General features: G+C 71.3%; 18 protein-coding genes. 15 read left to right on the top strand and 3 right to left on the bottom strand.

Annotated features, from left to right (window positions below):
- Positions 1 to 497 precede the first annotated feature (497 nt).
- From ABEA24_RS01020 to ABEA24_RS01000, 5 genes are all read left to right on the top strand, one after another.
- Positions 498 to 1,610 (top strand): hypothetical protein, encoded by a 1,113-nt coding sequence (locus ABEA24_RS01020; protein WP_345428357.1) that lies wholly within the window; start codon positions 498 to 500, stop codon positions 1,608 to 1,610.
- A gap of 156 nt (positions 1,611 to 1,766) precedes the next feature.
- Positions 1,767 to 2,033, top strand: a complete 267-nt coding sequence (locus ABEA24_RS01015) for a hypothetical protein (protein WP_345428355.1) — start codon at positions 1,767 to 1,769, stop codon at positions 2,031 to 2,033.
- Positions 2,034 to 2,171: 138 nt separating this feature from the next.
- Positions 2,172 to 2,669 (top strand): SigE family RNA polymerase sigma factor, encoded by a 498-nt coding sequence (locus ABEA24_RS01010; RefSeq protein ID WP_345428352.1) that lies wholly within the window; start codon positions 2,172 to 2,174, stop codon positions 2,667 to 2,669.
- Positions 2,670 to 2,733: 64 nt separating this feature from the next.
- Positions 2,734 to 3,690: a CU044_5270 family protein gene (locus ABEA24_RS01005; RefSeq protein WP_345429597.1), complete on the top strand. Its 957-nt coding sequence runs from the start codon at positions 2,734 to 2,736 to the stop codon at positions 3,688 to 3,690.
- 90 nt (positions 3,691 to 3,780) lie between these two features.
- Entirely contained in the window at positions 3,781 to 5,004 is a 1,224-nt protein-coding gene (locus tag ABEA24_RS01000; RefSeq protein ID WP_345428350.1) for a beta propeller repeat protein, read from the top strand.
- A 25-nt stretch (positions 5,005 to 5,029) separates the two neighbouring features.
- Here the strand turns inward: ABEA24_RS01000 and ABEA24_RS00995 are convergent, their stop codons facing one another.
- Positions 5,030 to 7,513, bottom strand: a complete 2,484-nt coding sequence (locus ABEA24_RS00995; protein WP_345428348.1) for a penicillin acylase family protein — start codon at positions 7,511 to 7,513, stop codon at positions 5,030 to 5,032.
- Positions 7,514 to 7,699: 186 nt separating this feature from the next.
- On the opposite strand from ABEA24_RS00995, the gene ABEA24_RS00990 reads away from it, so the two are divergent.
- The gene (locus ABEA24_RS00990; protein WP_345428345.1) at positions 7,700 to 8,527 is read left to right on the top strand and encodes an SAM-dependent methyltransferase; all 828 of its coding nucleotides are present in this window, start codon (positions 7,700 to 7,702) and stop codon (positions 8,525 to 8,527) included.
- A gap of 103 nt (positions 8,528 to 8,630) precedes the next feature.
- Here the strand turns inward: ABEA24_RS00990 and ABEA24_RS00985 are convergent, their stop codons facing one another.
- On the bottom strand, positions 8,631 to 9,254 hold the full coding sequence (locus tag ABEA24_RS00985) for an NAD(P)-dependent oxidoreductase (RefSeq protein ID WP_345428343.1): 624 nt from the start codon (positions 9,252 to 9,254) through the stop codon (positions 8,631 to 8,633).
- A gap of 102 nt (positions 9,255 to 9,356) precedes the next feature.
- Here ABEA24_RS00985 and ABEA24_RS00980 point away from each other — a divergent pair, with 102 nt between their 5' ends.
- From ABEA24_RS00980 to ABEA24_RS00960, 5 genes are all read left to right on the top strand, one after another.
- A complete protein-coding gene (locus tag ABEA24_RS00980) occupies positions 9,357 to 9,743 on the top strand; it encodes a winged helix-turn-helix transcriptional regulator (RefSeq protein WP_345428341.1) in 387 nt (128 codons plus the stop codon).
- A 71-nt stretch (positions 9,744 to 9,814) separates the two neighbouring features.
- Positions 9,815 to 10,684: an LLM class flavin-dependent oxidoreductase gene (locus tag ABEA24_RS00975; protein WP_345428339.1), complete on the top strand. Its 870-nt coding sequence runs from the start codon at positions 9,815 to 9,817 to the stop codon at positions 10,682 to 10,684.
- A gap of 141 nt (positions 10,685 to 10,825) precedes the next feature.
- Positions 10,826 to 12,220, top strand: coding sequence for a multicopper oxidase family protein (locus ABEA24_RS00970; protein ID WP_345428336.1), 1,395 nt, complete (start codon positions 10,826 to 10,828; stop codon positions 12,218 to 12,220).
- 72 nt (positions 12,221 to 12,292) lie between these two features.
- A complete protein-coding gene (locus ABEA24_RS00965) occupies positions 12,293 to 12,931 on the top strand; it encodes a GntR family transcriptional regulator (RefSeq protein WP_345428334.1) in 639 nt (212 codons plus the stop codon).
- 199 nt (positions 12,932 to 13,130) lie between these two features.
- The gene (locus ABEA24_RS00960; protein WP_345428332.1) at positions 13,131 to 14,918 is read left to right on the top strand and encodes an ABC transporter permease; all 1,788 of its coding nucleotides are present in this window, start codon (positions 13,131 to 13,133) and stop codon (positions 14,916 to 14,918) included.
- Between the two features lie 73 nt (positions 14,919 to 14,991).
- On the opposite strand, the gene ABEA24_RS00955 is transcribed toward ABEA24_RS00960, so the two are convergent.
- Positions 14,992 to 16,338 carry an MFS transporter gene (locus tag ABEA24_RS00955; protein WP_345428330.1) on the bottom strand — a complete coding sequence of 449 codons (1,347 nt, stop codon included), beginning with the start codon at positions 16,336 to 16,338 and terminating at the stop codon, positions 14,992 to 14,994.
- A 187-nt stretch (positions 16,339 to 16,525) separates the two neighbouring features.
- Here ABEA24_RS00955 and ABEA24_RS00950 point away from each other — a divergent pair, with 187 nt between their 5' ends.
- The 4 genes from ABEA24_RS00950 to ABEA24_RS00935 are packed head-to-tail and all read left to right on the top strand — an operon-like array spanning position 16,526 to position 19,974.
- Positions 16,526 to 17,269, top strand: a complete 744-nt coding sequence (locus ABEA24_RS00950) for a PIG-L deacetylase family protein (protein WP_345428327.1) — start codon at positions 16,526 to 16,528, stop codon at positions 17,267 to 17,269.
- The gene (locus ABEA24_RS00945) at positions 17,266 to 17,961 is read left to right on the top strand and encodes a 4-carboxy-4-hydroxy-2-oxoadipate aldolase/oxaloacetate decarboxylase (RefSeq protein WP_345428325.1); all 696 of its coding nucleotides are present in this window, start codon (positions 17,266 to 17,268) and stop codon (positions 17,959 to 17,961) included. The genes ABEA24_RS00950 and ABEA24_RS00945 overlap by 4 nt, the downstream gene beginning before the upstream one ends.
- Complete coding sequence (locus ABEA24_RS00940) at positions 17,958 to 19,046, top strand: 4-oxalomesaconate tautomerase (RefSeq protein WP_345428323.1); 1,089 nt, start codon at positions 17,958 to 17,960, stop codon at positions 19,044 to 19,046. Before ABEA24_RS00945 ends, ABEA24_RS00940 begins: the two co-directional genes overlap by 4 nt.
- Complete coding sequence (locus ABEA24_RS00935; RefSeq protein ID WP_345428321.1) at positions 19,030 to 19,974, top strand: catechol 2,3-dioxygenase; 945 nt, start codon at positions 19,030 to 19,032, stop codon at positions 19,972 to 19,974. The genes ABEA24_RS00940 and ABEA24_RS00935 overlap by 17 nt, the downstream gene beginning before the upstream one ends.
- Position 19,975: the final 1 nt, after the last annotated feature.

Raw genomic sequence — 19,975 nt, 5'->3', positions numbered from 1 at the left:
CGACGGCGGGGGCTTCGCGGACGTCGCGCCACCGGCACGCGGCGCCTCGCTTCGGCCGGCGGAACGCGGATCGAGTCCATGTTCGGAACGTATGCGGGCCCGATTACATATCGACTACATGCCGCTTGCTCCGGCCATCCCGGGACGGTCGCCATCCGTGCCTCGTGTCGACGGCTGGGCCGGTAAAGCATCTGTAATCGATTTGAAATTGCAGGTGCCGAATACTGACCGCACCGACCGCCTCAGGGGAGGCGAGTCCGGTCGGTCCGGCTGTTGCCGCAGCAGGGACCGAGTCCCGCGCGGATGCCGGCGCGCCACCGATCGAACCAGCCAGCGGAGCGACTGGTCACGCGTCATAGGCACAATCGGCTTTCGGCCCAAGTCGAGGGGGAGCATTGGATCGCCGACAGATGACGCGTGCCCGCGTAAGCCGTACCCGACAACGGCGCCCATTGCCGGCGAATCTCCCTCAAACTGCCCGGAACCTGCTGGAGGAGTTGCGCGCCCTGAAGGACCGTTCCGGGTACGACCTCCGCGCGCTGGAGGGGAAGACCTACGCGAGCCGCTCGTCCTGGGGGCGCTGGCTCAGCGGAGAGACGTGGATCCCCTGTGCGGCCGTCGAGACCATGGCCGAGCTGTGCGGCGGTGACAAGCAGCGCCTCCGGGCGCTGTGGTACTTCGCGGACGACGACCGGCGAATCCCTTCCGTCCCGGAGCACGCCGGCGACACCCGGCCGCCCGCCGCCGAGGATCCGAAGGGCGCGGCGCCCGATGCCACCTCGTCGCAGGGAGCGGCGCCCGATGTCGTTTCGCCGGAGGGCTCAGCCCCTGATCTCGCCCCGCCGCAGGGAGCGACGCCTCATATCGCCTCACCGGAGGACGCGGTGCCCGATGGCTCCTCGCCGGAGGGTGCTGCACGCGAGGACGTCCCGGCGGCGGGGGCGGCCCGGAACGACACGTCGCCGGAGGGGGTGGCGCGCGAGGACATCGCCGCGGAACGCTCCGACGCGGCGGCGTTCCGGCGGCCCGGCACTCCGAGGCGAAGACGGATGCTCCACGTCGGCATCACGCTCGGCTGCTCTCTCGCCGCCGCCGCCACCGGCCTCGCCGCCGGGCTGTCACTCCGGCCGGAACCGGCTCGGCGACCGCACCCGGCCCCCACCTACGCGCAGTGGAGCACCCGGCCGCAGATCCTCGCACGCGCCCGGACCTGGCGCCCGCACAGCGGCCGGCGCATCCCGTACGACATCTCGAAGAAGCGCGGCGGCTACCGCACGGACGGCTCCGGGTACGCCTCCATGGCCCTCGGACTTCCGGCGCCGGGGCCCAACTCCACCGACCTCGCCTGGGGCGGCTACACCCGGCAGATCCCCCCGTCCAAGCTGCTCCCCGGCGACCTGATCATCAATGCCACCGGTCAGGCGACCATCCGGCAGGTCGCGATCTTCGAGAAGTGGGCGAACACCTCGCACACGGCGTACTGGGTCTACCAGCAACGCCGCGAATACGGCACGGATCACCTGGTGCTCCGCTACGCCCTGTCCGCGAACAGCCCCTACCGCCCGTACCGACCCCTGAACATCAACGAACAGGACGAGCCCTCCTCCTGAGCCGCCCGGCCCCGGGTGAGGTCGCCTGGCGGCCCGCCGAACTTTTACGCCGAGTAGGCGTGAGACGACGCTCTGCCCGCCGGGCGGTCGGGCACACCGACGTTTACGACCTTCCCGGACGGCACGCCGCGAATCCAGGAGTTCCGCGGGCCACTCGTGATCCGCTTCACCAACACCGCGAACGGCCGGTCGGCCGTACGCGACGTGTCCGGCTACGGCCGCCTCCACAAGTTCGCGGACGGCGGATCCGCGTGGTTCTTCAACGGCGGAGCCAGCGTCCGCGTGTACGCCGGCAACAAGGCCTACCCCGCCGGCTGGTACATCGTGCACGGCAGGTTCCGGCTCACGATCACACCCGACAACACGCGCGACTTCCCCCACCTCCACGCCGACGTCGAGAACCTCTGCCGGACCCTCGCCTGATCACGGCACCATGCTGCGGCCGTCCGCACCCGACGGCCGCGGTCCGACGATTCGCGGCCGCTCGCGCCTTGTGACGTGCCTGGGGGATCGCGGCGTCTGGGGAGTAGAAGACGAACGGACGACGCCGAGGAAGGTCCGATGGCCAAAGAACCGAATGGTTTCCATGAGTTCGCCGCCGCCCGCAGCGCCTCGCTCTTTCGCACCGCCTGCCTGCTGTGCGACGACTGGCATCTGGCCGAGGACCTGGTGCAGACGACGCTCGGCAAGCTCTACGCGTCATGGCGGCGCGTGCAACGGGCCGAGAACCCGGCGGCCTACGCCCGCAAGGTACTGCTGCGGACCTACCTTTCTCACGCCCGGAAACGCAGCAGCGGAGAGACACCGAGAGAACGGCTACCGGATACCGCGGCCGCCGACTCCGATCAGGCGCTTCGCCTGACGCTGCTGAACGGGCTCGCGCAACTCTCCGCGCAGGACCGTGCCGTGCTGGTGCTCCGCTACTGGGAGGACCAGAGCGTCGAGGAGGTCGCGGCCCTTCTCCGGCTGAGTTCCGGTGCCGTACGGAACCGAAGCATGCGTGCCCTCGGCAGGCTCCGTGAAGCGCTCGGCGACGAACTCGACGTGCTGATCCGGTGACGAGGAGATGGCACCGACGCACCGCAGGAATGGCCCACCCGAAGGACCAAGGGGAGAACAAGTGATGGATGTCGAGGAGCAGCGGCTGACCCAGGCCATGCACCGAGCAGCGGGAGGCATCGAGCCCGAGGTGAGCGCGCTGATCGATGGGGGCGTACGGCGTGGCCGCCGGATGCGGTTGCGGCACCGCGTGCGCACCGCGTCGGCGGTCGCCGCGGTGACCGCGGCCGCCGTGACCGCCGGTGTCCTGACCGTCGGAGCGGGCGGCGGGGCCACCCCATCGCAGTCGCCGTCCGTACGGCTGGTGAGCGCGACGGAGGTACTCGGCAAGGCCGCCGAGGCGGCCGAGACGCGCCCGCAGGCCAAGCCGCGCCTGAACCAGTGGCTGTACCAGAAGACGCTCGAATCCGGAGTCGGCGCCGAGCACGGCACGCGCCCGGTGACCAGCGAGACGTGGACGAGGTTCGACGGCAGCGGAGATGCCTCGTTCCAGAACGGAAAGCTGGTGCTCTCTCACACGAGAGGCCCCTCCGCTCGGGAGATGCGGAAACGGATCGACTCGGCGGCATCACTGTCGACGGATCCCAAGGCGCTCCGCGCGAAGATCTACAAGGATGTCGACGCTGAGCAGCGCAGCGACTGGCAATACCCGACGCGCGATGGGGCAGCCTTCGGGAATGCCGCGCAGTGGCTCTGGAGCACCCCGGTCGGCATTCCGCCCAAGGCCCAGGCCGCCCTCTATCGCGTCATCGCCACGATCCCCGGCGTCAAGGTCGAAAAGGTCAAGGACGGTGCCGGCCGCCCCGCCATCGCGGTGACACACGGCTACGGCGAACAGTTCCTCCTCGACCCGACCACCTACCAGATGGTGGGGCAGCGAACCGTCAACAACGGCCACAACGCGCCGATCTCGAAGACCGACGGCGTGGACCCCAGGTGGAAGAAGCTCCCCGTGGGTGCCGTCACATACTCCCTCACCCGCCTCACCGCGAAGATCGTCGACCGCGCCGGCCAGCGGTGACGGCGTCGATCGAGTGAGTTCCCCGGTCGCCGCGGACTCCCCGTCCGCGGCGACCTTGAAAGACGACTCAGCTGAGAGGACACCTACCGGATGAAGGCACATGTGAAGCGGCTGGCCATCGCCGCCGGCGCGTCGGCGGCACTCGTCGGTACGGCACCCGCCGCATCGGCGGCCTCGCCTCCTGCCACGGCGAAGACTGCTTCTGCCTGGCAGCGGTACGACGTGCCGGTGCAGGGACGAGCGAACATCGTGGGCGTCGCGGCGACCAGCCGGGACAACGCGTGGGCCGTGGGCTTCCAGGTCAGCGATGAGGTCGGCCTCGCGCGCCGCGACCACCTCGGTCCGGCGGATCCCGGGGGTGTCACACACGCTCGGTCGGCGGCGGATGAGTGCGTCGAGGCGACGGACTTCCCCTCGCTGATGCTGCGCTGGGACGGACGCGAGTGGCGGCAGGTACCGGTGCCCCGCATCGGCCGGATCGGACACATCAGCGCCTCGGGCCCTGACGACGCGTGGGCCGGCGCGGACTGCGGCCTTCTCCACTGGGACGGCCGTAGCTGGACCACTGTCCAGGTCGCCCCGACAGGCGCCCAGCAGACCAGCACCGGAGCCGTCGATGCGGTCGGGCCCGACGATGCATGGATGGTCGGCGGGACGTACGACAACCAGACGGGTGTCGAGCACGGCATCGTCCAGCGATGGGACGGCCGCCAGTGGCACAACGTTCAACTGCCCGACCTCGGCGATAACTTCGGGTTCAATGACGTGGACGCACGGGGATCGAACGACGTGTGGGTCGTGGGCACCGACTTCACCGACAACGACCAGCGCCCCGAGCGGCTCGTACCCCTTCACTGGGACGGAAGCTCGTGGAAACGGCTGCCCGAACCCGCCACCGACCAGTGGACCAAGCGCGTCGATACCGTTCGGGTCCTGGGCACCGGCGACGTATGGGTGGGCGGCTGGAGCAAGTCCACGTTCAGCGGAGACGCGATCCGCAACCCGCTCCTCATGCACTGGAACGGCCGCGCATGGGCCACGTCGCCGGCCCCGGACGGCCCCCTCGAGGTGACCGACCTCGCGGATGACCGCGGCCGGTTGACAGCCGTCGGCGACACCTTCTCCCCCGGCGTCTCGGAGTACGGGATGTCCGTGCTGCGGTGGACCGGCGAGCGCTGGACGGCCGACGCGGTACCGACCACGGGCACCGCATCCCTCTTCGGGGCGGCCGCCATCCCAGGCGGCGGAACATGGGTCACCGGCGCCGTCGGTGACAACGAGACCATGCGCCCGCTCATCGCCCGCCGAGGCTGACACCGAGCCTGGGCGACGGCGACTTCTAGGGCACGAGCGTCAGGGTGTGGGCGGCCTCGCGGCGGATCGTCGCGGGGTCGGACCGCATCGGGATCGTGTCGCCGCGCGCCCACAGCGGCGCCTGGTCCCAGTAGTGGTCCGCGAAGGCGTGGCCGGACGCGCCGGTGAGGTTGATCCAGCGGGAGCGGTTCGGGTCGGCCAAGTCGACGACCATGCGCATGGACGGCACCCAGTCGACCTGGTAGCCCTCCTGAGGGTTCCAGCCGGTCGCGTCGACGAGTGAGTCGCCGCCCGCGAGCTTCAGCGGACCGCGGTTGAACAGCCACTCGATCGGCCCGATCCCGGAGGTGCCGAAGGTCTGGTTGGTCAGCGTCAGCGTGTGCAGGTCGCCCCAGCGCCACTTCGCCGGGTCGCCGCCGAGCCGCCCGCGCAGCTCCCGCTCGGCGTCCTTGAGGGCCAAGGCAAGCATGGCGTCGCGGGTCTCCCTCGCCGGCGTGCGTACGTCGTCCCACCAGGGGTCGTCCGGCCGGTTCAGGAGGTTCCGCAGCACCTCGAACCAGCGGTCGCCGCCGTCGGGGCGGGCGTCCTCGGGCAGTTCGTCGTCGAACGTCCGCAGCAGCAGGTGGCGGTAGACGGCGTTGTAGAAGGCGGCCGGGGCGGAGCGGGCGGGCTGGGTGAAGTCCCAGCCGCGCAGCAGCGCCACCGCGGGACCGGAGCCGACGCGCAGCAGGTGCGGCACCAGGGTCGGCGCGAAGCCGTTGCGGTCGTCGAGCTGGATCCGTCCCATCGTCGCCGCGTCCATCACCGGCGTCCGCTGGACCAGTTCGGTGATGCGCGCGGCGCGGTAGCCGTACGCCCAGTCGCGGGTCAGCATCCGCGGGTAGCCCGGTCCGGTGGCGGCGTTGTTCGCGGTGACGATGTAGCCCTGCGGCGGGTCGTACGCGCTGGGCAGCTCGTCGAACGGGATGTACCCCTTCCACTCCTGCGCGCCGGTCCAGCCCTGCGCCGGCCAGCGCCCGTCGCCGCTCGTGCGGATCGGGATGCGGCCGGGCGCCTGGTACCCGATGTGCCCGTCGACGTCGGCGTACACGAGGTTCTGCGCGGGGACCTCGAAGGACCGGGCCGCGGCGCGGAACTGCTCCCAGTTCCCGGCGGTGTCGAGCGAGACGATGGCGTCGGCGGTCCGGCCCGGGTCGAGCGCGGTCCACCGCAGCGCGACCGCCGCGCCGTTCCCCGCCGTACGGGCCGAGGTCATGACGTCGGACAGCAGCGGCCCGTGCCGCGTCGCCCGTACGGTGATGGTCACCGGGTCGGCGCCGGCCACCTTGATCTGTTCGGTCCGGAGCGCGAGGGGCTCCTGGCGGCCCTGGTACTCGTACGTCGCACCGGTGACCCGCTCCAGGTACAGGTCGGTGACGTCCGGGCCGAGGTTCGTGAAGCCCCAGGCGATCCGGGCGTTGTGCCCGATGATCACGCCGGGGACGCCGGAGAACGTGAACCCGGTGACGTCGAACGGGCAGGCGGCGGACGGCCGGCGGCAGTGCAGCCCGGCCTGGTACCAGATCGACGGCATCTGCGGCGCGAGGTGCGGGTCGTTCGCCAGGAGCGGCTTCCCGGTGTTCGTGCGCTTGCCCGAGACGACCCAGGAGTTCGAGCCCAGGCCGGGGGCGCCGTTGCCGAGCATCGTCGGCATGGCGTGGATCGCGGCGGCGACGCGGGTCAGCGCCGGGGACAGCGCGCGGGCGCGCGGGGCCGGGCCCGTACGGCCGCCGGAGCCACCGGAGACGATGACCGGGTTCCGGTCGTACGGGTAGCCGGGGTAGAGCTGGTCGGCGCGGGCCGGGGAGACCTTCGTGGCGGCGATCGCGCGGCCCAGCTCCTCGTCCATGTTGCTGCGCAGGTCCCACGCCATCGCCTTGAGCCAGGACAGGGAGTCGACGGCGGTCCACGGCTCGGGGTGGTAGCCGGTCCGTTGCAGGCCGAGCACGGAGTACTCCAGGCTCTGCGTCGCGGTGTCGCGGTGCCGGCTCAGCCAGGCGTTCACGCCTTGGGCGTACGCGTCGAGGTAGCGCCGGGTGTCGGGGCGCAGCAGCGGCAGTTCCCGCTCGGCGACCCGCCGCCAGCCGAGCGTACGGACGACCTTGTCGGTGTCGAGGGTGGTCCGGCCGAACAGCTCGGACAGCCGCCCGGCCGTGATGTGCCGCCGGAAGTCCATCTCCCAGAACCGGTCCTGCGCGTGCACGTAGCCCTGCGCCCGCATCAGGTCCTCGGCGCTGTCGGCGTAGATCTGCGGGACGCCCCACCGGTCCCGGAGGACGGTGACGTCCGCGCCCAGCCCGGGGACCGAGACGCGCCCGCCGACCTGCGGGTAGGACCGCCGGACCGTCCACGTCACGTACAGCGTGAGCACCAGCGTGAGCACCAGCGCGAGCGCAAGGAGGGTGATCAGGACGCGGGCGGCCCAGCGGATCGGGCGCGGCAGCCGGGCGAGGGGCGCGAACCGGACCATCGACTCTCCACACGCCGAAGCGGGATGATCGCGCCAGTAAACCATTCGGGTCGGCATCCCGGAACTACCCGGACCAGCACCCCAGAACGGGACCTCTCACCACGACCCGGCCGTCGGGCGAACATGCCTCCTGCTAGCGTTGATCTTTGTTGCGGACTTGGTCAAGACATCGCCCGAGGAGGCCGTGTGCCCGCTGAGGAGCCGCCCCGCGCCGACGACACGTCCCTCCCCGACATCCCGTTGGGAGTGCCGACCGCCGCACGCATGTACGACGAGGCGCTCGGCGGGAAGGACCACTTCCAGGTGGACCGCGACGCCAACGCCAGGCTCTACAAGATCATCGGCGAGGACCGGGTGCGGTCCACGGCGCTGGAGAACCGCCGGTTCCTGGGCCGGGCGGTGCGCCACCTGGCTCATGAGTGCGGGATCCGCCAGTTCCTCGACGTCGGCTCGGGCCTGCCCTCCGCGCGCAACACCCACCAGATCGCCCAGGAGGTCGATCCGGCGGCGAAGGTGGTCTACGTCGACATCGACCCCATCGTCGCCGCGCACGGCAAGGCGCTGCTCTCCAGGGACGGCACCCGGATCGTCACCGCGGACATGCGCGAGCCGGAGACGATCCTCGACGACCCCCAGGTGCGGGAGCTGATCGACTTCAGCCGGCCCGTGGCGGTGCTGTTCGTGGCGGTGTTCCACTTCGTCACCCCGGCCGAGGACCCGGCGCGGATCGTGGCCGCCTTCCGCGGCCGCCAGGCCCCCGGCTCGTACGTGACGATCTCCCATCTGACCAGCGACGGCGTCCCGCCGGAGGACATCGCCGGGTGGGAGGCCGGGTTCGCCGGCGCCACCTCCCCGATCGTCTTCCGCACCGAGAAGGAGATCCAGGCGCTGTTCGACGGCTACGAGATGGTCGAACCCGGCCTCGTACGCCCGCACACCTGGCACCCGGACGACGACGGCGCACCGCGGACGACCTCGCTGTTCGGAGGCGTCGGGCGGCTCCCCGCCCGCTGACCGCCCCGAGTCGCGGGGCCGGTCGGCAGTGCGTCGAGGAGGCCGTCGACCTCGGCGACGGCCGCGCGGCTCGGGCCTTCGGACCGTCGTGGGTCCCGAAGCGTCACGCCTCCCGGATGCTGACGGCGGCCTGGTGGTGGCGGGGTGCCTCGACCTCGTCGAGCAGCGCGATCGCGAAGTCCGCGTACGTGATCCGGCTCGCCGGGTCGCCGTGGTCGGCGACCCGGTAGCGGCCGGTGCGCCCGCCGTCGTGGTCGAAGTCGCCCGCCGGCGCCACGTACGCCCAGTCGAGGTCACCGGCCCGGAGCTCCTCCAGGCCCGCCGCGTGGCCGAGGAAGAAGGAGCGGTACTCGTTCGGATAGCCGGGCTCGTCCATCAGCGGAGCGCCGGACGCCCCGGGCAGGATCGATGCCAGGCCGACCACCACCAGACGGCGCACGCCCGCCTTCGCCAGGCCGGTGGTCAGGGCGCGGGACGACGCGGTGAAGAAGTCGTGGGGCGGTACGGCCAGGTCCGCGGCGGCGCTGATGGCGGCGTCCTGCCCGCCGGCCGCCTCCTCGACGCTCGCCGCGTCCAGGACGTCGCCCGCCACGATCCGCGCGTCGGTCAGGTCGCGGTGGCGCGCGGGGTCGCGCACCACGGCGGTGACCTGGTGGCCGCGCCGCCGCGCCTCGGCGACGGCCTGCCGCCCGGCCCGACCGCCCGCGCCGAAGATCACGATGTTCATGACGAACCGCCTCTCACCAGGGCCGATCCTGTACGCCGGCCGGTTCACGGAAGCTATCGAGAGCCGCGGTTACCGCCGGGATACCGGTTATCGTGACGTGTCATGAGGGAACCTCTGCCCGCCGACATGTTCGACGAGCTGTGCCCGTCGTCGCTCAACCCGATCCGCTTCGGCGACAAGTGGGCGGCGCTCATCATCCGCTGCCTCGAGCAGGGGCCGCGCCGGTTCTCCGAGCTGCGCGTGCCGCTGAGCCGCGTCACTCCCAAGGTCCTCACCCAGTCGCTGCGATCCCTCGAACGCGCCGGTCTGGTCAACCGCACCGTCTACGCCGAGGCCACCCCGCACGTGGAGTACGAGCTGACTCCGCTGGGCCGCAGCATGCTCGAACCGATCGCGGCCGCCTGCGCCTGGGCGGAGCAGCACTGGGACGAGCTCCTCGACGCCCGCGAGTCGTACGACGACGACGCCCGCCTCGATCGCACCGGCTGACGCGCTTCCGATGGCGTACCCGGGCTCCTGGGTAGTGAGAGAGAGGTAGGCACATACGGGGGGTGTCACAGGTGAACGTCGGTCTTGGCCTGCCCATCGGTGATCCGTCGGTCCTGCTCGGCTGGGCGCGGAAAGCGGACGCCGGCCCGTTCAGCACCGTCGCCCTGCTGGATCGCCTGGTGTACGACAACCCGGAGCCCCTGGTGACGCTCGCCATGGTCGCGGGCGCCACCCGCCGGATCCGCGTTCAGACGGAGGTGCTGCTCGCCCCGCTCCGCCAGCCCGCGCTGATGGCCAAGCAGGTCGCCACCCTCGACCGCCTGTCCGGCGATCGCCTGACCCTCGGCATCGGGCTCGGCGCCCGCCGGGACGACTACCGGGCCGCGGGGATCGATACGCATCGCCGTGGCGCACGCCTCGACGAGGTCATGACCCACATGCGCCGCGTCTGGTCCGGCGAGCCGTACGGGGAGGACATCGGGCCGATCGGACCGGCGCCCGCACGCCGCGGCGGCCCGGAGATCCTGTTCGGCGGTTTCACGCCACCGGCCATCCAGCGCATCGCCCGCTTCGGGGACGGCCTGCTGTGCGCGTCGCCCATCGACGACATGGACGGTCTCTTCCGCGCGACCGAGCAGGCCTGGCGAGCGGCCGACCGGGCCGGCCGTCCCCGACTGGTCGCCCAGCTCAACGCCGCGCTGGGCCCGGACCGCACCGTCGACGACGCACGGGGCCGCATTCGCCGCTACTACAGCGGCGCGGAGTACACGGAGCTCCCGGCGGACTACCCCGACCTGGTCGTGCGGAGGATGCTCACCACCCCGGGCGAGATCCGTGCCGCCGTCGACCGGGTGACCGACATCGGAGCCGACGAGATCATCTTCTACTGCTGGTCCACGGACACCGGGCAGGTCGACCGCTTCGCCGATGCGCTGTCGTAGCCGGTGCGTCCGGGAGGCGAACGCCCGGTAGAGCCGGACAGGGTTTGAATTCGGTTATTACGGCCGAAATTAGACTTAACCGGACGCGCCGCCTGGGCGGATCCGGCGGCGTTCGAACGCGCATCCACGTCGGGGGTGGGGATGCGGTTTAACAGCGGTCTGCTCTGCCTGTCCACGGTCGTCGCCCTCACCGTCGCGCCGCTGAGGGGCTCCGCCGGCGGGCCGGCACCGCCGTCACCCGTGCTGCAGGACCCGCCGCAGGTGGTGAGCCACGACGGGCGGCTGCGCACGAAGATCGTGGTCGATCGGCGTCTGGTGGACGTGGGCGGGCGCAGGCTGTGGGCGCTGACCTACAACGGCCGGTACATGCCGGCCACCCTGCGGCTCAGGCCGGGAGACCGGATGGAGCTGACGATGGAGAACCGGCTGAACGCGCCGACCAACCTGCACGTCCACGGGATGCACGTGTCCCCCAGCGGGCACGCGGACAACATCTTCGTCCGCATCAATCCGCACCAGACGTTCCACTACTCGTACCGGTTCACCCGCAACCTCAAGCCCGGCACCTACTGGTACCACTCGCACGCGGACCCCGGCTCCGCGCCCCAGGTGGCCGGCGGGATGTCGGGCGTCATCGTCGTCGACGGGCTGACGGACCACCTGCCGCGGTCGCTCCGGGGCATCACCGAGCACGTCATCGCGCTCAAGGACTTTCAGGTCCAAGGCGACTCGGTCAAGACCCAGAACCTGAAGATCAGCGCGCCCACCACCCGCACGGTCAACGGTCAGCTGAACCCGACCATCAGGATTCGTCCCGGGGAGTACCAGCTGTGGCGGCTGGCCAACGTCAGCGCCAACATCTACTACCACGTCCACCTGCGCGGACAGCGGTTCCACGTGATCGCGCACGACGCCGACCCCGTCGACCGGATCTGGACCGCCGACTCCCTCCTGCTCGCCGCGGGGACCCGGTTCGACGTGCTGGTCCAGGGCGGCCCGCCGGGCACCACCACCCGGTTGGAGACGCTCCGGTACAGCACCGGGCCCGCCGGGAACACCTTCCCCCAGGCGACCCTGGCCACCCTGGTCTCGGCCGGGACGCCCGTACGGCCCGTACGGCTGGCGACCGCATTCGCGCCGGTCGAAGACCTCAGTCACGCCAAGATCGCCGCACGGCACACCATCGTCTTCTCCGAGAACGCCGCGGGCACCGAGTACTACATCAACGGCCGGCAGTTCGACATGAACCGGGTCGACATCCGGTCGAAGCTGAACACGGTCGAGGAGTGGGTCGTCCGCAACGACAGCAACGAAGAGCACTCATTCCACGTCCACACCAACCGCTTCCAGCTGATGAGCGTCAACGGCCGGCCGCACCACGGCCACGGCCGCCAGGACACCGCCAGCATCGCGCCGAAGGGCCAGATCGTCATCCGGATCCGCTTCACCGACTTCACCGGAAGGACGGTCCTGCACTGCCACATCCTCAACCACGAGGACAAGGGCATGATGGCCGTCCTGGAGATCGTCAAGTGATCGGCCGCCCGGCACGGCATTGCGATCGGCGGACCCGACGGACTAGATTGTCAACATTATTAGGAACAGATCGTGACCGCCCCGGAGGCCGTCGAGCGGCAGGACGTCACCGCCGCGATCCGCGAGGCGATCGTCCGGGGCGACTTCGCGCCCAACCAGCGTCTCGTCGAGGCGGACCTGTCCCAGCAGTTCGGGGCGAGCCGCAGCGGCGTGCGCGCGGCGCTGTTCGAGCTGGCCAACGAGGGGCTCGTCGAGCGGGTGCAGAACCGGGGCGCCCGGGTCCGCGCGGTCACCCTCGATGAGGCCGTCGAGATCTCCGAGGTGCGCATGGTCGTCGAGGGCCTGTGCGCGGCGAAGGCGGCCGAGCGCGTCACCGACGAGGAGATCGCCGAGCTGCGGTCGATCGGCGACGCCATGCGCGACGCCGTCACCGACGGGCACGTGCTGAAGTACTCCGAGCTCAACCAGCTGCTGCACCGCCGAATCATCGAGATCAGCGGCCAGGCCACGGCGGCGGGCGTGGTCGAGCGGCTGCGGGCGCAGAACGTCCGCCACCAGTTCCGGCTGGCCCTGGTGCCCGGCCGGCCGAACGTCTCGCTGGCCGAGCACCTGGCGATCATCGACGAGATCTGCGCGCACGCCCCGGACGCCGCCGAGCGCGCCGCGCGCCGCCACCTGGCCAGCGTCATCGAGGCCCTCAAGGCCATCTGACATGGCCTGAGACCGGGGCGAGCACGACGGCCCGTTCGAAGACCCCGCTTGACGCCCATATGGCTAACCGCTATCTATTAGCTAACCGTTAATGGATCTGAGGGTGCATGAACGAGTTCGGCGGTGTGGTCGACGACACCTGGCCGGCAGGCCGCACCGAGCGGCTCGACGGCCTGTTCGGACTGGAGGACTGAAGGCCGTGGGCCGCGTTCTGCTTGTGTTCCGTCTCGTTCTGGCCGACGTACGTCGCCATCCCGCCCAGGCGGTGATGCTCCTGGTCTCGATAACCGCCGCCACCGCCATGCTGAGCCTGGGCATGTCACTGCACGGCGCGACCGAAGCGCTGTACCGGCAGACCCGTGCGGCCACCGCCGGTCCGGACTTCGTGGCGTTCTCCCCTGGCAGCGACCGGGCCGCGACCTCGGCCCTGACCTCGTTGGAACACGCTCCCGAAGTCGTCGCCCACAGCGGACCGTACCGCCAGTTCTATGCGACCCTCACGGCGCGCGGCACCACGTCGAACGTGGTGGCGCAAGGCGCCAAGGCGACACCGGGCCCGGTCGACCGCCCCTTGGTGACCTCGGGCAGCTGGGTACGCCCCGGAGGGGTCGTGATCGAACGCGGCTTCGCCAACGCTCTGGGCGTCCACGTCGGCGACCACGTCACCGTCGCCGGCCGCTCGCTTCCGATCGTCGGAATCGCCGTGACCGCGGCTTACACCGTCTACCCGTGGGCGGAGATGGGGGCCGAAGGGCCGGGCGACAACAGCGGTCTGGTCTGGCTGAACGAGCCGGACACTCGGGCGCTGGCCTCCGCGAGCCTGTCGGTGACCTCCGCCATCTACCTGAAGCTGCGCGACCCCTCCGCAACCCAGGCGTTCCTGGACTCACACAGGGCGTCCGTGGATCCCAACCAGGCCACCACGCATTTCGTCACCTGGCAGTTCATGGTCGTCCAGGACTCGGTCATGCTCAAGGACAGCCAGCCGATCCTGGTCGTCGGCAGTTGGCTGCTCTGCTTCCTGGCCATCGCCGGCGTGGCCACGCTGGCCGCCGGACGCGCCGCCAAGCAGACCCGCCGGGTGGGACTGCTCAAGGCCGTCGGCGCCACACCCGGCCTCATCGCCGCCGTCCTGCTCGCCGAATACCTGACCCTGGCGCTCCTCGCCGACGCACTCGGGCTGACGGCCGCACGCCTGGCCGAACCCGCCCTCATCAACCCCACCGCCAGCCTGATCACCACCGCCACCGGACCGACCGGCACCACCATCGCCGTCACGACCATCATCGCCCTGGCCGTCGCGGCCCTGACCACCCTCGGCCCGACCATCCGGGCGCTGCGCACCGAGACCGTCGCCGCACTCGCCGACACCGCCCACCAGCCCCAGCACCGAGCCCACCTGACCAGAATCTCCGCGCTACTGCCGGCCCCACTCCTGCTCGGGCTCCGCCTGATCGCCCGCCGACCCGGCCGCGCCATCCTGCACGCATGCAACATGACGGCCACGCTGACCGCGATCATCGCCCTGCTGATGCTCAACGCCCAGCCCGCCAGGGGCTACGGCCTGGGAGGCTCTTCCAGCCTGACCAATCTGAAGGTCGACCAAGGCCGACACATGATGCTGGCCGTCACGGCCGCGCTGATCATTCTCGCCGTCATCAACACCGTCACCATCACCTGGACCACGGCGCAAGAAGCCCGGCCCACCATGGCCATCGCACGCACCCTCGGCGCCACCCCCGGACAGATCACGGCCGGGCTGTCCGTCGCGCAACTGCTTCCGACGCTGCCCGGTGCCCTCGCCGGCATCCCCATGGGCATCGTCCTGTGCCTGCTCTTCAGTGCCGGAGGTGTGACCTGGCCTCCCGCGTGGTTGCTGTTCGCCACCGCACTCTCCGCCCTACCGGCGACAGCGGCGCTCACCGCCGTACCCGCCCGTGTCGCAGCCCGCAGATCCGTGGCACAGACCCTCAGCGCCGAAGCGTGAGTGTCGATCCGGGTCCTGGCGAACGGCGCCCATCGGCGATCAGTTCGCGAACGACACCGGTTCTGGACCCGCGTCAGGCCTGGCCGGGCAGCTCGTCGTCGACGGTGGCGCTCGCCAGGGGCACGGGCCGGCGCCGGATGCTCAGGTACGCGGCCGCCATCATGACCGCGCCGACCACCCCCGCGATCGAGAAGGCGGCAAACCCCCAGGTCGCGGCGTCGTCGGCCACGAGCCTTCCGCCGAGCCAGGGCCCGAAGACGGCGCCGAACCGGCCCATGCCGGCGACCCATCCGACGGCGGTGGCACGGCTGTCGGCCGCGTGGCGGCTGCCGACGCTCGCGTAGACCATCGTCTGGGCGCTGAACAGCAACGCCCCCGTGAGGAACACGACGAGGTACGTGACGGCGAGCGGCATGTGCACGGCGAACAGCCCCGTCCCGACGGCGGTGAGTGCGAACCAGACGATCGTCACGCGCACCGGACCGACCCGGTCCGACAGGCGGCCGGCGCTCAGCAGCCCCACGATGCCGCCGAGGTTGATGACGAGGAGGAAGCTGACGGCCGAGCCCAGTTCGTACCCGTTGGCGCGCATCATGGTGGGCAGCCAGGTGCTCACCCCGTAGACCAGCAGCAGGCCGGCGAACGACGCGGCCCAGAAGCTGAGCGTGGTCGGCCACTGTGAGCCCGCGAAGAGGGCCCGTACGTTCTGCCAGGCGTCGGACCTCCGGGGCGCGGCGGCCGGCGCGTCCAGGGTGACTCCGTACCGCTGCGCCAGCGTCTCCGCCTCCTCCCGGCGTCCCTTGGCCACCAGGAAGCTCACCGATTCCGGCAGGAACCTGACCGCCAGCGGAATGACGACGACGGCCGGCACGGCGCCCAGCCAGAACACCGATCGCCATCCGAAGGACGGGACGACCCACAGACCGAGCGCCGCGGCCACGATGCCGCCCGTCTGGTGGGCGGTCATCAGGACGCCGACCATCAGGTTGCGCCGGCCGGGCGTCGCGTAGTCCATCACGTACGCGATCGCGGTCGGGAGGAGCCCGCCGAGGCCCAGGCCGGCGATCAGTCGCGCGCCGCCGAAGACGGCGGCGGACGGGGCGGCGGCGGTGGCCACGGAGGCCAGAGAGAACAGCGTCACGTTCGCGATGACGGCCTTCTTGCGGCCGATCCAGTCGCTGACCGTGCCGGCGCACAGGGCGCCGACGAGCATGCCGAACGTGGTGTAGCTGCCGATGTCCCCGGCCTGGCCGGCCGTGATGCCGAGCTCGTGCCCCTTCAGGATCCGCGGCAGGACCGCGCCGTAGACGAAGAGGTCGGTGCCGTCGAGCAGGACGAACACCCAGCACAGGACCACGACGACCGTGGCCGGTCTGCGGAGCTGAGCGACGTACGAGGGGTCTGCGGGCTTCGGAGGCATGTCGTCTCTCGCTTTCGCCGGAGGCGGGTCCGGCGCGCCTTCCGGACCTGGTGCGCTGAGAGTAATTGCGACACTTCTTCGCTACAAGAGCTGCGGCAAAATTGTTGACAATCCGTTCGAGCCGAGCCCAGCATGGGTGCCGGGCGGCCGTGCCGCTCGGGGAGCGTTCACCGCGAGAAGGGTTCTGATGGGTACCGAGACCAGCTCCGCCGGTCGACTGCTGGTGATCAGCGCGCACGCCGGTGACTTCGTCTGGCGCGCCGCGGGTGCGATCGCGCTGGCGGCCGAGCGGGGCGACCCCGCGAAGGTGGTGTGCCTGAGCTTCGGCGAACGCGGCGAGTCCGCCCGCGCCTGGCGCGAGGGCAGGACCCTCAAAGAGATCAAGGGCATCCGCCGGGCCGAGGCCGAGGCCGCCGCCGCCGAGCTGGGCGCCGAGATCGACTTCCTCGACGCCGGTGACTACCCCCTCCAGGAGACCCCCGAGCTGGTGGACCGGCTCGTCCGCGTGTACCGGGAGTTCACGCCCGCCGTCGTGCTGACCCACACGCTCACCGACCCGTACAACGGCGACCACCCCGCCGCCGCCCGGATGGCCCTGCAGGCGCGCGTCCTCGCGCAGGCCATCGGGTACGACGCGCCGGGTGAGCCCCTCGGGGCCCCGCCGGTGTTCTTCTTCGAACCGCACCAGCCGGAGCAGTGCGATTTCAAGCCGGACGTGCTGCTCGACATCACGCCGGTCTTCGAGCGCAAGCGCAAGGCGATGGAGTGCCTGCCGGCCCAGCAGCACATGTGGGACTACTACACCGACCTGGCGAAGCGACGGGGCGTGCAGCTCAAGCGCAACGCCGGACCCAACCTGGGCCTCGCGCACGACACGCTGGCCGAGGCGTACGTCCGGGTGTACCCGCAGACGACGGCGGTGCTGGCATGAGGACGGTGGTCGTCACCGACCCGCCGCGCGCCGACGCGGAGCAGGTCGATGCCCTGGCCGCGCACGGGGTCGCGACCGTCCACGAGGCGATGGGCCGGACGGGGTACCTCGGCCCGGGCATCCGCCCGGTCCACCTCGGGTCGCGCGTCGGCGGCACCGCCGTGACGGTGCTGTCGTGGCCGGGCGACAACCTGATGATCCACGTCGCCGTCGAGCAGTGCCGGCCGGGCGACGTCCTGGTCGTCACGACCACGTCGCCGTCCACGGACGGGATGTTCGGCGAGCTGTTCGCGACCGCGCTGCAGCACCGCGGCGTCCGCGGCCTCGTCATCAACGCCGGCGTACGGGACGTCGCCGAGCTGCACGCGATGGGCTTCCCGGTGTGGTCCGCGGCGGTCAGCGCCCAGGGCACGGTGAAGGCGACGCCGGGCTCGGTGAACGTCCCGGTGAGCATCGCCGGCGAGCTCATCCGCCCAGGTGACGCGATCCTGGCCGACGACGACGGCGTGGTGTGCGTCCCGCGCGAGGACGTGCCCGCCGTCCTCGCGGCCGCCGAGGCCCGCGCCGCCAAGGAGGAGGCGACCCGCGCCGCCTTCCGCCGGGGCGAGCTGGGACTGGACCGCTACGGACTGCGCGACCGGCTCCCCGGACTCGGCATCGAGTACGTCAAGTACGGCGAGGACGGCTCGTGACCGGGCTGCGCTGCATGCTGATGCGCGGCGGCACGTCGAAGGGCGCCTACTTCCTCGCCACGGACCTGCCGGACGACCCGGCCGACCGCGACGACCTGCTCCTGCGCGTCATGGGCACCCCGGACCCCCGCCAGATCGACGGGATCGGCGGCGCCCACCCGCTCACCAGCAAGGTCGCCGTCGTCTCCCCCTCGGCCGACGGCGAGGCCGACGTCGACTACCTGTTCCTCCAGCTCGGGGTCGAGGAGCCGACCGTCTCCGACCGGCAGAACTGCGGCAACCTGCTCGCGGGCGTCGGGCCGTTCGCGGTCGAACGCGGCCTCGTCGCGCCCGGCGACCCGGAGACGAGCGTCCGCATCCGGATGGTGAACTCCGGCAGCGTCGCGACCGCGACGTTCGCCACCCCGTCCGGGACCGTGGAGTACGCCGGTGGCGCCGCGATCTCCGGGGTCCCGGGCACCGCGGCCCCGATCGTCATCGACTTCGCCGGGACGGAGGGTTCGGCCTGCGGGGCGCTGCTGCCGACCGGCCGGGTCCGGGACGTGATCGACGGCCTCGAGGTCACGTGCGTCGACAACGGGATGCCGGTCGTCGTCGCGGAGGCGTCGGCGCTCGGCCTGACCGGGTACGAGAGCCAGGACGAGCTCGCCGCCGACGACGGCCTGCGCGACCGGATCCAGGCCCTCCGGCTCCAGGCCGGGAAGCTCATGGGCCTCGGCGACGTCGCGGACGCCTCCGTGCCCAAGACCACGCTCGTCGCTCCGCCCCGCAATGGAGGGACGATCTCCACCCGGACGTTCATCCCGCTGCGCGTCCACGCGTCGATCGGCGTCCTCGGGGCCGTGACCGTGGCCACCGCGCTCCTCCTGGACGGCGCCGTCGGTCACGACCTCGCCGAGCTCCCGGCGCCCGGCTCGCCCATGGGCGTCGAGCACCCCACCGGCCGCCTGGACGTCGTCGTCGAACTCGACGACGCGGCCCCCCGCCCCGCCGTCCGCCGGTCGAGCGTCGTGCGCACGGCCCGCAAGCTCTTCGACGGCACCGTCTTCCCTCGCCCTGGAGGCACCCATGGCGCCCCTGCATGAGATCGCGCACGTCGCCCACGTCGAGCTCCTGACGCCCGAACCCGAGAAGAGCCTGTGGTTCTTCACCGAGGTCATGGGCCTGACCGAGAACGGCGCCGACGGCGACTCCGTCTACCTGCGCACGTGGGACGACTACGAGCACCACACCCTCAAACTCACCGCCCACACCACGTCCGGCATCCGCCGCACCGGGCTCCGTACGTCGGGCCAGGAGGCCCTCGACCGGCGGGTGAAGGCGATCGAGGAGGCCGGGTACGGCGTCGGCTGGCGGGACGGCGACCCCGGGATCGGCCCCACGTACGTCTTCCGCGACCCCGACGGCCATGAGCTGGAGATCTACTGGGAGAGCGAGTGGTACGACGCTCCGCCGGAGCTGACGCCCTCGCTGAAGAACCAGGCCCAGGCGTACCCGGCGCGCGGCGTCTGCGTCCGCCGCCTCGACCACGTCAACTTCCTGGCCGCCGAGGTGGAGGGCAGCACCGAGTTCGTCCGGGACGTCCTGGGCGGGCACCCCACCGAGCAGATCAGGCTCGACAGCGGGACGATCGCCGGTCGCTGGCTGACCTTCACCAACAAGTCGTACGACCTCGTCTACACCCGCGACCGGACGGGCAGCCACGGGCGTCTGCACCACGTCGCGTTCGCCACCGACACCCGCGAGGACATCCTCCGTGCCGCCGACATCTTCCTCGACAAGGGCGTGTTCATCGAGACGGGGCCGCACAAGCACGCCATCCAGCAGACGTTCTTCCTGTACGTCTACGAGCCCGGCGGCAACCGGATCGAGCTCTGCAACCCCTGCGCACGGCTCGTCCTCGCCCCCGACTGGGAGACGATCACCTGGACCGAGGCCGAGCGCGCCAAGGGGCAGGCCTGGGGGCTGCAGACGATCGCGTCCTTCCACACCCACGGCACCCCGCCGGTGTAGA

Origin of the sequence: Actinoallomurus vinaceus, assembly GCF_039542055.1 — a bacterium.
Classification (GTDB): Bacteria; Actinomycetota; Actinomycetes; order Streptosporangiales; family Streptosporangiaceae; genus Actinoallomurus; species Actinoallomurus vinaceus.
Note: the sequence above shows the minus strand (reverse complement) of the source record. Positions and strands in the feature narration are given on the sequence as shown.

What these genes read in the sequence shown, in the direction of transcription:
- ABEA24_RS01010 (WP_345428352.1), top strand. Translation starts at nt 2,172, where the DNA reads ATGGCCAAAGAACCGAATGGTTTCCATGAGTTCGCCGCCGCCCGCAGC.
- ABEA24_RS01005 (WP_345429597.1), top strand. Translation starts at nt 2,734, where the DNA reads ATGGATGTCGAGGAGCAGCGGCTGACCCAGGCCATGCACCGAGCAGCG.
- ABEA24_RS01000 (WP_345428350.1), top strand. Translation starts at nt 3,781, where the DNA reads ATGAAGGCACATGTGAAGCGGCTGGCCATCGCCGCCGGCGCGTCGGCG.
- ABEA24_RS00995 (WP_345428348.1), bottom strand. Translation starts at nt 7,513, where the DNA reads ATGGTCCGGTTCGCGCCCCTCGCCCGGCTGCCGCGCCCGATCCGCTGG.
- ABEA24_RS00985 (WP_345428343.1), bottom strand. Translation starts at nt 9,254, where the DNA reads ATGAACATCGTGATCTTCGGCGCGGGCGGTCGGGCCGGGCGGCAGGCC.
- ABEA24_RS00980 (WP_345428341.1), top strand. Translation starts at nt 9,357, where the DNA reads ATGAGGGAACCTCTGCCCGCCGACATGTTCGACGAGCTGTGCCCGTCG.
- ABEA24_RS00970 (WP_345428336.1), top strand. Translation starts at nt 10,826, where the DNA reads ATGCGGTTTAACAGCGGTCTGCTCTGCCTGTCCACGGTCGTCGCCCTC.
- ABEA24_RS00955 (WP_345428330.1), bottom strand. Translation starts at nt 16,338, where the DNA reads ATGCCTCCGAAGCCCGCAGACCCCTCGTACGTCGCTCAGCTCCGCAGA.
- ABEA24_RS00950 (WP_345428327.1), top strand. Translation starts at nt 16,526, where the DNA reads ATGGGTACCGAGACCAGCTCCGCCGGTCGACTGCTGGTGATCAGCGCG.
- ABEA24_RS00945 (WP_345428325.1), top strand. Translation starts at nt 17,266, where the DNA reads ATGAGGACGGTGGTCGTCACCGACCCGCCGCGCGCCGACGCGGAGCAG.
- ABEA24_RS00935 (WP_345428321.1), top strand. Translation starts at nt 19,030, where the DNA reads ATGGCGCCCCTGCATGAGATCGCGCACGTCGCCCACGTCGAGCTCCTG.